Source organism: Pantoea sp. PvP021 (assembly GCF_054056055.1).
This window is the reverse complement of the sequence record NZ_JBSRXX010000003.1, coordinates 243,790-257,630: the sequence shown is the minus strand read 5'-3', so window position 1 is coordinate 257,630 and position 13,841 is coordinate 243,790. Positions and strand designations below refer to the sequence as shown.

Below are 13,841 nucleotides of genomic sequence, written 5' to 3'. Positions count from 1 at the left end.
AGCGGCTTAAGATATATTTTATGCCGGTACGGGTGTGCGTAGTGCAGACGAAGAGCGGCCCTGATAAGAGCATTCAGAGAGAGGTAAGCAGCAGGTGCGGCGTGTTTACGGGGGCAGGCAGAGAAGGCGGAAACTGTCCGGCTCCTGACGAGCCGGGCATAGATGTTGCGCCGCACATTCTGGCAGCGCGTGACCACTTACAGTGTGTCGTTGAATCCTGAGAGGGAAGGATTGCTGCTGGTGTGTTCCGGCAGCTCACCATCACCCAGAATTTCATGCTGGGTGGCCTGAGAGTGCGGATGCAGTCCGGCAGGAGGTGAAAAAGGTTCAGCCTGTTGTGCCATCGCCATGACAGGCAATGCCAGGATCAGTGAAATCATTAAGCGTCGCATAGTTGTCTTCGTTTGTTTTTTTGACCAGAAAAGGCCTGAAATGCAGGTAAATATTCCAGCCCTGGCACAGATGCACGATGATTCAGGCATGGCAGGGTTTCGGGAGAGGATTTTACGCCAGAACGGCGAGTTATTTTATAAAATCGTGCGGTTTGTCACGGTTTACCGCACGAATTATGCATTAACAGGGTCGGGAGCCACACACCCTGCCCTGCTGGCTAAGCCTGCATCACCGGAATAGAAAAAACGCCGCTCAGCCAGTCGGGCTTACAGTGCGCAAAATCGAGACGCAGCAGATCTTTACCTGGACGACGCGATACACCCAGTGCTGGCAGATGCTGATAGTAGATATCCTCGATAAAGCGTGTCAGCTGCTCCGGGCTGCCGCTCCAGCGGATCGACGCATAGAGTCCACGAACCTCGCTCCAGCTGGCGGTGTTGTCACCCAGCAGCCCGGCATGTTGCGGCTCCAGCGCCTGAAACAGGCTGATATTTTGCTGATCAGCAGAGCTATGGCCGGGGCCATACTGAAAGCCTAACCAGCCCTGCGACACGCGGCCGCCCGCCAGCGCCACCAGTTGCCGCGCCTGTTCAGCCACCCGGTGATCGCGATCGGCAATGTAATCGCCAAACTTACACTCCCACTCCAGCGTTTCTCCGCACAGATGCAGCTCTTCCTCACGCTCCACCAGCGTTGCACGCTCTGCCAGCGATCGCACCAGAATGCGGCCATGGAAGTTTTTAACCGGCAAATGGGAAATACGGCGAAACGCGCCAGGCGTCAGCGAAAAGTGACCTTTGAATACCCGGGTAAAATTTTGCTGGTTATCAAAACCAAAACGTACGGCGATATCGATCAGCGTCATGCGGGTCAGACGCAGCGCCATAGCGGCCATCGTCAGACGCCGTTTACGGGTGTAAGCCGCCAGGGTCTGTCCGGTCATCTCCTTAAACATGCGCTGCATGTGCCATTTGGAATAACCTGACTTGAGGGTAATCTGATCGATATTAAGATCGTCGGTGAGATTGGCTTCAATCCACTCGACCAGATCGTTGATGTGCTGTTTTTTAATGGCCTGACTGAGCATGATGGCGATTTACGACGCAGGTTAGGACTGGGATTTCAGTTACAAAAGGATAACAAAAATCGCAAATCGGTGTAAGGAAAGGGTAAGCATTGCGCGCCCGTTCAGGGCGTTTCCGCATTAATTGCTTAGGTTACTAACTAAAAAAGGCTGACTTACGTCAGCCTTCTGATTATTGATAAAAACTGCGCCGGATAGCTGTAAGACGGAGCCTGCGACAACTAATGACTGCGCATTCCGGCCGCTGTCATCATCATACGGAACAGCGAGGCGACAACGCCCAGCGCCAGCACGCTGGCGGCATAGATAAACACCAGCCACATCACACGCTTCCACCATGGCGCTTTCGTTTCTTCATTGTGATTGTGGTCTTTCATGCTGCTGAGGCTTTTCATATCAATGATATCCTGCGTCTGCTTTGATTTTTCCACGGAACACGTAGTAGCTCCAGAAGGTGTAGCCCAGGATCATCGGGATAATCAGCAGGCTACCCACCAGCATAAAGGCCTGGCTCTGCGGCGGTGAGGCGGCAGCCCAGATGGTCACTGATGGCGGAATAATGTTTGGCCAGATACTGATGCCCAGCCCGGAGAAGCCCAGGAAGATCAGCGCCAGCGTCAGCAGGAACGGTGAATAGTGCGCCTCGCGCTTAATGGCGCGCACAATGCCCCAGGAACAGAGCAGCACCAATACCGGAACCGGCAGGAACAGGAACAGGTTGGGTTTGCTGAACCAGCGATGCGCGATATCCGCATGCGCAAACGGTGTCCACAGGCTGATGATGCCGATAATCACTAACAGCGCAATCACCAGCGGCGTAGCCAGCGCAGACATTTTACGGTGCAGCTCGTTCTCGGTCTTCATGATAAGCCAGGTGCAGCCCAGCAACGCGTAGGCAACAACCAGACCCACGCCGCAGAACAGCGGGAACGGTGCCAGCCAGTCCATTGCGGAACCGGCAAAACGACGTCCCTCAACAGGAATACCATCCAGCAACGCACCCACGGCCACACCCTGACTGAAGGTGGCGATGACTGAACCGGCAATAAACGACTTGTCCCAGAACGCCCGATGGCCTTCTACCGCCTTGAAACGGAACTCAAAGGCGACTCCACGGAAAATCAGGCCAATCAGCATAGCGGTCAGCGGAATCGACAGCGCATCGGCAATTACCGCATAGGCCAGCGGGAACGCGCCGAACAGGCCAGCGCCACCCAGAACCAGCCAGGTTTCATTTCCGTCCCAGACCGGCGCGACGGTGTTAACCATCATGTCGCGCTCGCCAGCATCTTTATTGAACGGGAACAGCAGACCAATACCCAGGTCGAAGCCATCCATCACGATATACATCAGGGTTGCGAAAACGATAATCGCAAACCAGATAACGGAATAATCGATCATCTTAGTGGTCTCCATCCTTAAAGGTGGCAGCGGAAAGCGGACGCGCCGGGGTTTTCTTCTGACCAGGACCACCCTCTTCGGTGATATGGCCTTCGCCGGTAACCGGTCCCTGCTTAATCAGACGCATCATGTAGTGATACCCCACGCCGAACACCGAGCTGTAGACCAGAATAAAGGCCAGCAGGCTGATGCTCATGTGCATATCCCCATGTGCCGAGACCGCATCAATCGTGCGCTGCACGCCATAGACAACCCACGGCTGACGACCGATTTCAGTGGTAAACCAGCCTGCCAGAATCGCAATCAGACCCGACGGTCCCATCAATAGCGCAAACCACAGGAAAGGACGCGACTCATAGAGACGCCCTTTAAAACGCAGCCACAGGCTGACTACGCCCAGCGTAATCATCAGCAGGCCCAGCGCCACCATCACGCGGAAGGACCAGAAGATGACCGTTGAATTAGGCCGGTCCTCTTTCGGGAAGGACTTCAGCGCCGGGACCTGCTTGTCCAGGCTATGCGTCAGAATCAGGCTGCCAAGATAAGGCACCTCCAGCGCATACTTGGTACGTTCCTGCTCCATGTCGGGGATGCCGAACAGGATCAGCGGTGTGGCTTCACCCGGTGGGTTTTCCCAGTGCCCTTCAATCGCCGCGATTTTGGCAGGCTGGTGTTCCAGCGTATTCAGACCATGAGCATCACCAATCATCGCCTGAATCGGCGCGACAATCAGCGCCATCCACAACGCCATTGAGAACATCTTGCGGATAGCGGGATTGTTATTCCCCTTCAACAGATGCCAGGCCGCCGACGATCCCACAAAGAAAGCACTCGCCAGGAACGCCGCTACAGACATATGGAACAGGCGATAAGGGAATGAGGGGTTAAAGACGATTTTGAACCAGTCCTGCGGAACCACGATGCCATTCTGGATGATGTAGCCCTGAGGCGTATGCATCCAGCTGTTAGAGGCCAGGATCCAGAAGGTGGAAATCAGCGTACCGAGGGCGACCATGCAGGTGGCAAAGAAGTGCAGCCCGGGACCCACGCGATTCCAGCCAAACAGCATCACGCCCAGGAAGCCCGCTTCCAGGAAGAACGCCGTCAGTACTTCATAGGTCAGCAGCGGACCGGTGATACTGCCAGCAAACTCCGAGAAGCCGCTCCAGTTCGTCCCGAACTGATAAGCCATGACCAGTCCTGATACCACACCCATGCCGAAGTTAACGGCAAAGATTTTCGACCAGAAGTGGTAGAGATCGCGATAGGTGTGATCGCGGGTTTTGAGCCACATACCTTCGAGCACGGCCAGAAAACTGGCGAGACCGATGGTGATGGCGGGAAAGATAATATGGAAGGAAACAGTAAATGCGAACTGAATCCTGGCCAGATGAAAGGCATCTAATCCGAACATTGCTTACCTCTTTGCCACATAGAACACCATGTATTTACTTATAATTAACAACTTAAGCCTGATGCGCCTGGTTCTCTGCGCTTATTGAAATTCCCGCCGCAAATTTAAAACTATTCGCGGCGAGGAAATAGAAACAGTGGGGTTAATGAAAACTATAACAGTCTTTATTGATTCTGATCATTGTTTTTGACGGGAATTATTTATTTAAAAATAAGGCCTAAAGGTTAATCAGAGCGTGTTTATGTGTCGTTAATGTTACGGTAATTTGTACTTTAAAAATCGATCGCGCTAAAGCGAACCTTGCCTGAAAAATGCCTTCAACAGGCTGTTTTCAGGCACTATTTTGTTATAAACCCTGATTCAGTAGAGGTCAAATTTTAGAGCCTCCAAATTAAATACCCTTATTTTTTAACAGGTTAAAAGAGTAAATAGTTACCTCTGCCGCTTTGTTTGCTTTTTTGCTTTTGCCTGGCTAATGCAGCTATAACTTCTGACAGAAAAAACGCAGAACGGCGCTTTTAAGCGCCATCAGAGATGTTAATAAAATGAGTCAAAAAGAAGGTATGAATTAACAGCGCGCTGCGGGTAGTCGATTATTCCGGGCCAGAGATTCATAAAACGATTTAATAACCAGCAACCGTGCGAAAAGATCGACTGGATTATTTGCGCTGCCGTTACGTTATCGCGCTTTCAGGAAGTGAGATGACAGACAAATGGGGTCAGAAATTTTGCAGCGAGTATACCCATGCCGTCACGTTATGACGGCTGATACAGGGTGATTTTACTCTGCCGCAGATTTTTCGCGCTGTGCCAGAATCCGGCTCAGGTTCAGCTCCAGCCAGTCAGCCAGCCCCACAACCTGTTCACCGACTTCGCGTCCAAGCGGGGTTAAGCGATATTCCACGTGCGGTGGCACCACATCGTAGGCGATACGCTGCACGAAGCCATCTTCTTCCAGGTAGCGCAGATTCTGCGCCAGCATCCGCTCGCTGACGCCACCGACCGTCCGGCGCAACGCGCTGAAGCGCAGCGTCTGGTCCTGCAGGGCCAGCAGAATTAATACGCTCCAGCGGCTGGTTACGCGTTTCAGCACGTCACGTGACGGGCAGTTGACGTTGAGCAATTCACCGCGGATAAATTTTTCACTCATTTTTTCAGACATTTAACTTATCCACCTCAAACTAACAATTCTGTAAGTACTTACTAAAAATTAGTTTATACACTAGTCTGAATTTCACCAACAGCCACAGGAGTATTAACATGATTGCAGTTACAGGTGCCACCGGCCAGCTGGGCCGTTTCGTGATTGATGCATTACTGAAAAAAGTCCCGGCGGGAGAAATTATTGCCGCCGTCCGTACGCCTGCCAAAGCGGCCGATCTCGCAGCGCTGGGCGTCATTGTCCGCCAGGCCGATTATGGCCAGCCAGAGACGCTGGAGGCCGCTTTTGCAGGCGTGGATAAGCTGCTACTGATCTCCGGTAGTGAAGTGGGCCAGCGTGAAGCGCAGCATAAAGCCGTCATCGAGGCTGCTCGGGCGGCGGGCGTGGGCTTTATCGCCTATACCAGCCTGTTGCATGCAGATACCTCGCCGCTGGGCCTGGGCGTTGAACACCGTGCAACAGAAGCGCTGCTGAAAGCCTCTGGCATCCCGTTCGCCCTGCTGCGTAACGGCTGGTACAGCGAGAACTACGCAGCCAGCATCCCACCGGCGCTGGCGCATCATGCGTTTATTGGCGCAGCGGGTGAAGGTCGTATCGCCTCGGCAGCGCGTCAGGATTATGCTGAAGCGGCGGCAGAAGTGATAACCCGTGAGGATCAGGCGGGCAAAGTGTATGAACTGGCAGGTGATGACAGCTACACGCTGGCGCAGTTTGCTGCGGAGATTGCCGCACAGAGCGGTGAAAAGGTTGATTACGTCAATCTCTCTCAGAGTGAGTTTGCGGCGGCGCTGAAAAACGCAGGCCTGCCAGAAGGTCTGGCGGAAATGCTGGCGGATTCTGATGCCAGTGCAGAGAAAGGCGGTTTGTTCGATGACTCCCGTCAGCTAAGCCAGCTCATCGGTCGCCCCACCACCACCTGGCAGGCAGTCATTCGCGCGGCACTGGCGAACCGTTAATTCTGTCTCTCATGAGCGGACAATCGGGTCCGCTCACCTCACTCTCCTGTCCGAATTCCCGTTGGGTATGCCACTTTCTGCACTCTTTGCGGCTGCTGTTTCTTTTACAAAATGTGAATAAACGCCAGTTTTCTTCAGGTTAAATTTTTTTATTCAGGTCGCTAAGAGATTCATCTGAAATGCGTTTTTTGTGAACAGCGTTATATTTGGTTGAATTGTCTGGAATTTATCCAAAAACCTCGATTAATCGACAATATTTATTACGTTCATAGATATTCTGCATTGTTGTTCCGGGGGAGGAGAGGTCTATAATTTGTCCTTTGTGCAACCACGACCGCTCAGGAGGCCGTTATTAATACCCATCGCCAGCAACAAAATGCACTTGAAGAGGTTCGTGCCGGGGCGGAAGTTGAGTATCAATACGATCCCCATGAACTGAAGCTGGATCGCATGCAGGATTCTGAACCGGAGCCGGAGCTGATTGAAGGCTTGCCGGCGCCGGATGCGCTGACCCCTGCCGATCGTTATCTGGAACTGTTTGAACATGTTCAGATGTCGCGGATTTTCGAGGACAGCAAAACCTTCCCCGACTGTTCGCCCAAGTACGATCCGCTGGATGTGCTGATGCGCTATCGTCGACAGAAACGCAGCAGTGATTTCGACCTGTCGCGTTTTGTCGCCGATCACTTTTATCTGCCTGGCGTAAACGAAAGCTTTTATGTCTCCAACCCGGATAAAACGCTCAATGAGCATATCGACGACCTGTGGCCGGTTCTGACCAAAATGCCGCAGCAGCATATGCCGCACTCATCGCTGCTGCCATTACCCAAACCCTATGTGGTGCCGGGCGGACGTTTTGGCGAAACCTACTACTGGGATTCTTATTTCACCATGCTCGGCCTGGCAGAATCGGGCCGTGACGATCTGCTGCGTCACATGGCGGATAACTTTGCCTGGTTGATCGATAACTACGGTCATGTGCCAAACGGCAACCGTACCTATTATCTCAGCCGCTCGCAGCCACCGGTGTTTGCCCTGATGGTTGAGCTGTTCGAAGAAGATGGCGTGCGCGGTGCTAAGCGCTATCAGGAACAGCTGATGAAGGAGTATCAGTTCTGGATGGACGGTGCTGGTTCACTGATGCCGAACCAGGCTTATCGTCACGTAGTGCGGATGCCAAACGGCTCACTGCTGAACCGCTACTGGGATGACCGCGATACGCCGCGTGATGAGTCGTGGATTGAAGATGTGGAAACCGCCCGCGAATCGAAACGTCCGGCCAGCGAAGTGTATCGTGACCTGCGTGCCGGAGCGGAATCGGGCTGGGATTACTCCTCGCGCTGGCTGCGTAACCCGAAACGGCTGTCGAGCATCCGTACCACGCAGTTTATTCCTATCGATCTGAACTCGTTCCTGTACAAACTGGAGCTGATGATCGCCACCCTGTCGCACGCAAAAGGCGAAGAGCTGACCGCGCTGGCCTGGCAGAAAAAAGCGGAAGCGCGCAAGCGTGCGATTACCCGTTATCTCTGGGACAGCACCGCCGGTGTGTTCCGTGACTACGACTGGCGTCGGGAGCGTTTCGGTGCCTTTACCGTCGCTTCCGTGGTGCCGCTGTTTGTCGGTCTTGCGACGCCGCACCAGGCGCACCTGCAATCGATCTCGCTGCGCCATCTGCTATTGAGCAACGGCGGCCTGCTGACCTCAATGGTGGAAAGCGGTGAGCAGTGGGATCGACCCAACGGCTGGGCACCGATGCAGTGGATGGCGGTTGTTGGCCTGAATAATTACGGTGAAGAGACGCTGGCGACTGAAGTGGCAGTGAACTGGCTCAACACGGTCAACAACTTCTATCAGTTGCACCATAAGCTGGTAGAGAAGTATGACATCAGCGGCGAGCGCGCCCGTCCTGGTGGCGGTGGTGAGTATCCGTTACAGGATGGATTCGGCTGGACTAACGGCGTCACACGTAAGCTGATGACGATGTATGGGCATTTAATGGCTGACTGAGTAGCGCAGCCGGTAAACCTTTAAAACGCAAAAAGCCGGGTTATCCCGGCTTTTTCATGTTTCATGCAGGCTATTCAGCGCTACTTCTTCGCTTCAGTGCCTGGTTGTGACGCACGTTGCAGGAACTGCTGTGTCACTTCAGGCAGGTGCTGCAGCAGCCACTCCGCCATCGCCACTTCCTGATCGCGGATCTCATTCAGTATGCGTACGCCCTGCGCATCACCAACCTGCTCAGCCGCAGCGATCAGGCTGGTGTAGCTGGCGATCTCGGCATTCTCGAATACATAGCCACTGATGGCGCCCTTCACCACTTCATCTGAGTTAAACATGCCGCCCACGGCCTGACCGGTGGCTGCCATTTTGCCTATCGCATCTTTCATTACAGAGTGATCGATACCATGGCTGTCGAGCAGCTGTTCCAGCAGAGTCAGCTGATGTTTGGTCTCTTCAAGATGTTGCGCCAGACGCTGTTCCAGCGCCGGATAGTGTTCAAGACGACCTGACATCTTGCTCAGCATGCTTTCTGCTTGTTTTTCCATCGCATGCGCATCGCGCAGCCAGTCGTGATAATGTTCAATCGCAGTCATGTGTTGCTCCTTAAGAGACGGTAATAGAGTCGGCTACCGAGGTGAGCTTCTCATCCGTTTGCTTCTCTTCATTCAGGGTTTCTTCCAGCAGCTGTGCGGCTTTGGTGTAACCCAGCTTCAGCGCCAGCGCATGCAGGGTACCGTAGGTGGCAATCTCATAATGCTCAACTTTCTGCGCCGCACCGATCAGTCCATGATCGCGAATCTCGCCCTTCTCGACCGAGTCGATAATTTCCTGCGCTTCTTCAACCAGACCTTCCAGCGCATGACATTTCATTCGTTTGATTTTGACTTCAGGTGTCACTTCCACCAGTTCGTCGAGTCGTTCAATCTGAGCACGGGTCTCTTCCAGATGCTGATTAAACGCAGCGATAAGATTTTCGTCACTGGCTGCACGCGCCATTTTAGGCAATGCACGGGTTATCTGCTTCTCAGCGCTGTATACATCGGATAAGTCATGGATGAACAGGTCGTTTAACGTTTTCACTGTCATAAGATAGCCTCATTGATTAAAAAGCTGCGTCTGTAATAACGCAGCGCCAGTCATATCGTTGACACCTGAAAAGTCTAGTGGAGATTCTTAATATCGCACGCTGCATCAGTATGAATTTAAGACAAAAGTGGCATGTAAAATGCACTTTCCTTTTTACAGCAACGCGTTAGCTAAAAATTGTTTTTAAGATTGCGGCTTCGCTAGCAGTGCTGGATTTTGTACAAAGTGATAAATCGTTGTATACATTTTTTAAGATTAACTGCATAAAAAAGTACCACTCGAAACTTATCTGTACAAAGTTGTATTTAACGGTACAGCTTTAATCGATAGGAAATAAAAAACCGGAAGGGAAAACCCTTCCGGTTCAATTCACAGCTCCAGCCATTGCCAATGATGGAGCAATGACATAATTCAGGGTGTAATTATCTTCACGAGGAACTAAAAAGATTCAAAATGCCCGGCTAACAGAGTAACCCTGCCGTTACAGCAGTGTTAAAGACGTTCAGCTCCGGCGGCTAACCTTACCTCCCTTGCGCCCCGCTTCAATGGCACGTTCAGGATCGTTTTTGAAGTTACCGCCGCTTTTCTGGCCTCCTTTGCGCCCTGCTTCAGCAGCACGCTCTTTGTCGGCCGCAAAATTCCCGGCCCCACCGCGATATTGAGTCATATGCGTCCTCTTTGAATTTTAAAAATTGGAATTTGCACAGTTAACGCTTCATCAGGCCGATTCAGCAACATAAATGTAGACAGAAAATCGGACCGATCAAGTCAGAGAAATAAAAAACCCGTCACAGTTCTGGTTTATTGGCCGTCCTACCCTCAACCGGATTGATAACGGATTTCAACCATCGCTCTTTTCTATTCATAAAAGAGCCGCAGCATGGAAAATATTTATAACGAAAATCGCCGCGCCCTATTAATCGATCATTTTCAAAAAAAGTCCAATTGAAAAAATATAAGCGAAGCGGCAAAGAGATAATTTCATCAATATCAGGTAGTGAAGATGATCAACAAACGATCAAATTCCCCAAGCGAAGCGCTAATTAGAAATCTGAAACCCTGCTTTTACGTTAAAAATAAGCGAAGCGTGACGCATTGATAGCACCAGTTAAAAATAGCCTGAATCGATCAATAAACGATCAATTATGCTGGTTAGATGAAAATTTTTATTAAAAAGAGAGGTCAGATTTAGCACTGATATCTGAATATAACCGAAGCGGCAAGATTCAGGTATTTGGTGGCAAAAAGCGGGTTTTCGGAATAGTACTAAAAAGTCCTTTCTGCGGGCATACGCATAAATTTTGCATGCCTGCGAAAAGGGGAACTCAACATTATGAGTAAGATCGAGCAAAGCCATGAGGGAGATTGTGCGTTATTGACTTGCAAAACATATGCCCTGTTCAGCAGAGTCAGAGGGAGTCGGGAAAAGTGGAATCAAAAGCGACACCGCGCTTGCCATTTTTCTTGATACGGTACATCGCTTCATCAGCACGCTGCAGTGCAGTATCAAAGTCATCTTTGTCCTGCGCCTGAGACACACCGACAGACGCCCCAATGAGGGCATGCCCGTTTGCCATATCAAAAGGTGCCATTACCGCGTCAAGACAGGCGTGCGCCAGTTTCTTTACCCGCGGATGGTTCAGCGCCCAGGGTATTAACAACACAAACTCGTCGCCGCCCAGTCGGCCAATGATCACTTCTGCCGGAGAGAGTTCCGTAAACCGCTGACTTAACTGGATGAGGACTTCATCTCCGCTGCGGTGCCCCAGGGTGTCGTTGACGTGTTTGAAGTTATCCAGGTCAATAAAGACCACGCAGAGCGGTCCCTGAGCTTTCATTTCACCGAAATAATTCTGCAGAGCATGGCGATTGTTGAGCAGCGTAAGGGGATCGTGCAGCGCCAGCAGGGCGAGCTGCTCCTCATATTGCTTCTCTTTGGTCATATCGATGTGAGTGCCGATCACTTTAACCGGCTCTCCGTGCGCATTCCATTCGCTGACCCGTCCCCGATCCAGCACCCACGTAATGCTGCCATTTTTGGCGATCATGCGGTGCAGAGCCTCGTAATAAGGCGCTTTCCCGGCGATGTGGTCGTTGAATGCCTGTAAAACGTCGGCGGCATCATCGGGATGCAGGCTCTCTTTCCAGGATTCAAAGTTGGCGTCGGTCTCTTTCGGCTGGAAGCCCAGCATCGCACCCCAGCGCCGGTTGAAAATCACCAGTTTGCCGCTGGGAATATCCAGCTGCCACAGGAACAGCCCGGTACCATCCAGCGCCGCATTGAGTTTTGTGCGGGCGTCATGCGCTATACGCTTCAGACGCGCATTGTGCTTTTTGAGGTTCTGTATCTGCAGACGCAGCGCTTCTTCTGACATAACCGTGTAAGAGGAGGAAAAAGGGGTATTGTGCCTGTCAGGCTGATTCTGTAAAGGGTGGCTTATAAAACACGATTAGCCGCGGTCAATTGCAGGCTGGACAGGATATCAGGCGGTACCAGTCTGGCAACGCAGCACAGAGGCGAAGCGGCAAATTGGTTTCGCCATGAAATCTGTTTGTGTTGCTACAGGGTTAAGAAGTGGAATGGGCACGGGAGAGGCGAAATTCGGAATGTTCGGGAATGGCGGGAGTCTGTCGAACCTTCGATAACGGGTTCGCTCCAGAATGCAAAAACCCGCCAGAGGCGGGTTCTTTAAATATGGTGCCCGAACCCGGAATCGAACCAGGGACACGGGGATTTTCAATCCCCTGCTCTACCGACTGAGCTATTCGGGCAACGGGGCGCATTAAACCAAAGCGGCCCGGCAGCGTCAAACGCTTTTCACCAAAATCAAATCGACTGACCGCTTTTCCATCAACCCAAAGAGTGGGTCTGACCTGCCGCCATAAACCTCTCTGTTGGCCGGATATATTTTAGTCAGAAGGCAGGCAGAGTCTGCATTGTGACGCGAAATTGCCGATATAGCATGCGAGACCAACACTAATAATAAGGATCGCCATGTTTTCCACCATTACATCAGGTATCGCTTCCCGTCACAGCTGGCAGAAGCGTTCACACTCAGCGGCAACGCTGAGCTCTCTCAACGGCTCCATCGCCATGATTGAATTCTCCCCCGATGGCACCATTCTCAGCGCGAATGCGCTGTTTCTGGCGCGCATGGGCTACACGCTGGCGGAGATCGAAGACCAGCACCACAGCCTGTTTTGTACCGCCGAGCAGCTTGAGTCGCGGGACTATCAGGATTTCTGGCTGCGACTGAACCGGGGCGAAAGCTTCAGCGATAAGTTCCTGCGCGTGGCGAAAAACGGCCGACCGGTATGGCTCGAAGCCAACTATGTGCCGGTGCAGAACCGCCATGGCCGGGTGATTAAAATCGTCAAACTGGCAACCGACATCACCGATCATATCAACGATGCGCAGGAGCAGCGCGCCATCACCACCGCCATAGAACGGTCGATGGCGGTGATCGCTTTTAACCTCAAAGGTGAAGTGCTGAAAGCCAATGACAACTTCCTGAAAACCATGGGCTACCGTCGTGAGGAGGTCGAAGGTGTCCACCACCGTCGCTTCTGCTCGCAGGCGCTGCGCGACAGCCGCGAATATAGCGAGTTCTGGCAGCAGCTGAACCGCGGCGAATTTGTCTCAGGTCAGTTTCCCCGGGTCAATAAACGGGGCGAGACTATCTGGCTGCGCGCCACCTACAACCCGGTGTTTGACGAACAGGGCAGACTCTACAAAATCGTGAAATTCGCCACTGATGTGACCGCGCAGGTGGAAAAGAATCAGCAGGAACATGATGCGGCACAGCGGGCTTATCACACCGCGCTGCAAACGGATGAAAGCACAAAGCTGGGTGCCGATGTTATCGCCAGCAGCGTGCAGACCATGAACGCCCTGGCGGGTGAACTGCAGGGGATCTCCGGTGATATTACCGGACTGAGTGAATCCTCAGAGCGTATCGGCGCGATTGTGGAGGGCATCCGCCGGATAGCCGATCAGACTAACCTGCTGGCGTTGAATGCCGCTATCGAAGCGGCACGGGCCGGAACCCATGGCCGCAGCTTTGCGGTAGTGGCTAATGAAGTCCGCACGCTGGCAGCAAACATCAATCGCGCCACCACCGACATCGAAAATCGGATACAGCAAAACCATCAGCTGGCGAGCCGGGCACTGAAAGGAATTGAATCCAACCTGAAGCGCGCCGATCAGGGCGTACAGCTGGCCCAGGAGGCGGGCGGCGTGATTGCGGAAATCCGTGAAGGCGCAACCGATGTAGTACGCGCCATCGGCCAGGTGACCAAAACGCTTAAAGTCTGACGCTCTGCGGGGGCAACCGCCCCCTT

13 protein-coding genes and 1 tRNA gene are annotated in these 13,841 nt (G+C 52.6%); 3 read left to right on the top strand and 11 right to left on the bottom strand.

The genetic code is table 11. The features are described from left to right. Positions 1–197: 197 nt before the first annotated feature. The 6 genes from ACVKSX_RS12800 to ACVKSX_RS12775 form a co-directional block, all read right to left on the bottom strand. Positions 198–392: a hypothetical protein gene (locus tag ACVKSX_RS12800; RefSeq protein ID WP_010671084.1), complete on the bottom strand. Its 195-nt coding sequence runs from the start codon at positions 390–392 to the stop codon at positions 198–200. A 218-nt stretch (positions 393–610) separates the two neighbouring features. Next, positions 611–1,480, bottom strand: coding sequence for a helix-turn-helix domain-containing protein (locus ACVKSX_RS12795; RefSeq protein ID WP_354438860.1), 870 nt, complete (start codon positions 1,478–1,480; stop codon positions 611–613). 218 nt (positions 1,481–1,698) lie between these two features. Next, positions 1,699–1,872, bottom strand: coding sequence for a DUF2474 domain-containing protein (locus ACVKSX_RS12790; RefSeq protein ID WP_010671086.1), 174 nt, complete (start codon positions 1,870–1,872; stop codon positions 1,699–1,701). 1 nt (position 1,873) lies between these two features. Continuing rightward, positions 1,874–2,878 carry a cytochrome d ubiquinol oxidase subunit II gene (gene cydB, locus ACVKSX_RS12785; protein WP_010248926.1) on the bottom strand — a complete coding sequence of 335 codons (1,005 nt, stop codon included), beginning with the start codon at positions 2,876–2,878 and terminating at the stop codon, positions 1,874–1,876. Position 2,879: 1 nt separating this feature from the next. Next, a complete protein-coding gene (locus tag ACVKSX_RS12780) occupies positions 2,880–4,292 on the bottom strand; it encodes a cytochrome ubiquinol oxidase subunit I (protein ID WP_010671087.1) in 1,413 nt (470 codons plus the stop codon). 781 nt (positions 4,293–5,073) lie between these two features. Further along, entirely contained in the window at positions 5,074–5,454 is a 381-nt protein-coding gene (locus ACVKSX_RS12775) for a winged helix-turn-helix transcriptional regulator (RefSeq protein ID WP_010248931.1), read from the bottom strand. 98 nt (positions 5,455–5,552) lie between these two features. On the opposite strand from ACVKSX_RS12775, the gene ACVKSX_RS12770 reads away from it, so the two are divergent. Both ACVKSX_RS12770 and treF read left to right on the top strand, forming a co-directional pair. Next, positions 5,553–6,410 (top strand): SDR family oxidoreductase, encoded by an 858-nt coding sequence (locus ACVKSX_RS12770; protein WP_346449881.1) that lies wholly within the window; start codon positions 5,553–5,555, stop codon positions 6,408–6,410. A gap of 351 nt (positions 6,411–6,761) precedes the next feature. Further along, on the top strand, positions 6,762–8,420 hold the full coding sequence (gene treF / locus ACVKSX_RS12765; RefSeq protein ID WP_045139632.1) for an alpha,alpha-trehalase TreF: 1,659 nt from the start codon (positions 6,762–6,764) through the stop codon (positions 8,418–8,420). A gap of 80 nt (positions 8,421–8,500) precedes the next feature. On the opposite strand, the gene ACVKSX_RS12760 is transcribed toward treF, so the two are convergent. The 5 genes from ACVKSX_RS12760 to ACVKSX_RS12740 all read right to left on the bottom strand — a co-directional run bounded on the left by ACVKSX_RS12760 (position 8,501) and on the right by ACVKSX_RS12740 (position 12,272). Continuing rightward, entirely contained in the window at positions 8,501–9,007 is a 507-nt protein-coding gene (locus ACVKSX_RS12760; RefSeq protein WP_010248938.1) for a ferritin-like domain-containing protein, read from the bottom strand. A gap of 10 nt (positions 9,008–9,017) precedes the next feature. Beyond that, the gene (locus ACVKSX_RS12755; protein WP_010248940.1) at positions 9,018–9,500 is read right to left on the bottom strand and encodes a YciE/YciF ferroxidase family protein; all 483 of its coding nucleotides are present in this window, start codon (positions 9,498–9,500) and stop codon (positions 9,018–9,020) included. Between the two features lie 502 nt (positions 9,501–10,002). Then, complete coding sequence (locus ACVKSX_RS12750; protein ID WP_004571242.1) at positions 10,003–10,167, bottom strand: con-10 family general stress protein; 165 nt, start codon at positions 10,165–10,167, stop codon at positions 10,003–10,005. Between the two features lie 742 nt (positions 10,168–10,909). Further along, positions 10,910–11,875, bottom strand: a complete 966-nt coding sequence (locus tag ACVKSX_RS12745; protein WP_010671090.1) for a sensor domain-containing diguanylate cyclase — start codon at positions 11,873–11,875, stop codon at positions 10,910–10,912. 321 nt (positions 11,876–12,196) lie between these two features. Beyond that, a tRNA-Phe gene (locus tag ACVKSX_RS12740) sits at positions 12,197–12,272 on the bottom strand. 223 nt (positions 12,273–12,495) lie between these two features. On the opposite strand from ACVKSX_RS12740, the gene ACVKSX_RS12735 reads away from it, so the two are divergent. After that, positions 12,496–13,815: a methyl-accepting chemotaxis protein gene (locus ACVKSX_RS12735; RefSeq protein WP_010248946.1), complete on the top strand. Its 1,320-nt coding sequence runs from the start codon at positions 12,496–12,498 to the stop codon at positions 13,813–13,815. The last annotated feature ends 26 nt before the right edge of the window (positions 13,816–13,841 follow it).

What these genes read in the sequence shown, in the direction of transcription:
- ACVKSX_RS12735 (WP_010248946.1), top strand. Translation starts at nt 12,496, where the DNA reads ATGTTTTCCACCATTACATCAGGTATCGCTTCCCGTCACAGCTGGCAG.
- ACVKSX_RS12750 (WP_004571242.1), bottom strand. Translation starts at nt 10,167, where the DNA reads ATGACTCAATATCGCGGTGGGGCCGGGAATTTTGCGGCCGACAAAGAG.
- ACVKSX_RS12775 (WP_010248931.1), bottom strand. Translation starts at nt 5,454, where the DNA reads ATGTCTGAAAAAATGAGTGAAAAATTTATCCGCGGTGAATTGCTCAAC.
- ACVKSX_RS12790 (WP_010671086.1), bottom strand. Translation starts at nt 1,872, where the DNA reads ATGAAAAGCCTCAGCAGCATGAAAGACCACAATCACAATGAAGAAACG.
- ACVKSX_RS12780 (WP_010671087.1), bottom strand. Translation starts at nt 4,292, where the DNA reads ATGTTCGGATTAGATGCCTTTCATCTGGCCAGGATTCAGTTCGCATTT.
- ACVKSX_RS12770 (WP_346449881.1), top strand. Translation starts at nt 5,553, where the DNA reads ATGATTGCAGTTACAGGTGCCACCGGCCAGCTGGGCCGTTTCGTGATT.
- ACVKSX_RS12760 (WP_010248938.1), bottom strand. Translation starts at nt 9,007, where the DNA reads ATGACTGCGATTGAACATTATCACGACTGGCTGCGCGATGCGCATGCG.
- ACVKSX_RS12745 (WP_010671090.1), bottom strand. Translation starts at nt 11,875, where the DNA reads ATGTCAGAAGAAGCGCTGCGTCTGCAGATACAGAACCTCAAAAAGCAC.
- ACVKSX_RS12800 (WP_010671084.1), bottom strand. Translation starts at nt 392, where the DNA reads ATGCGACGCTTAATGATTTCACTGATCCTGGCATTGCCTGTCATGGCG.
- cydB (WP_010248926.1), bottom strand. Translation starts at nt 2,878, where the DNA reads ATGATCGATTATTCCGTTATCTGGTTTGCGATTATCGTTTTCGCAACC.
- ACVKSX_RS12795 (WP_354438860.1), bottom strand. Translation starts at nt 1,480, where the DNA reads ATGCTCAGTCAGGCCATTAAAAAACAGCACATCAACGATCTGGTCGAG.
- ACVKSX_RS12755 (WP_010248940.1), bottom strand. Translation starts at nt 9,500, where the DNA reads ATGACAGTGAAAACGTTAAACGACCTGTTCATCCATGACTTATCCGAT.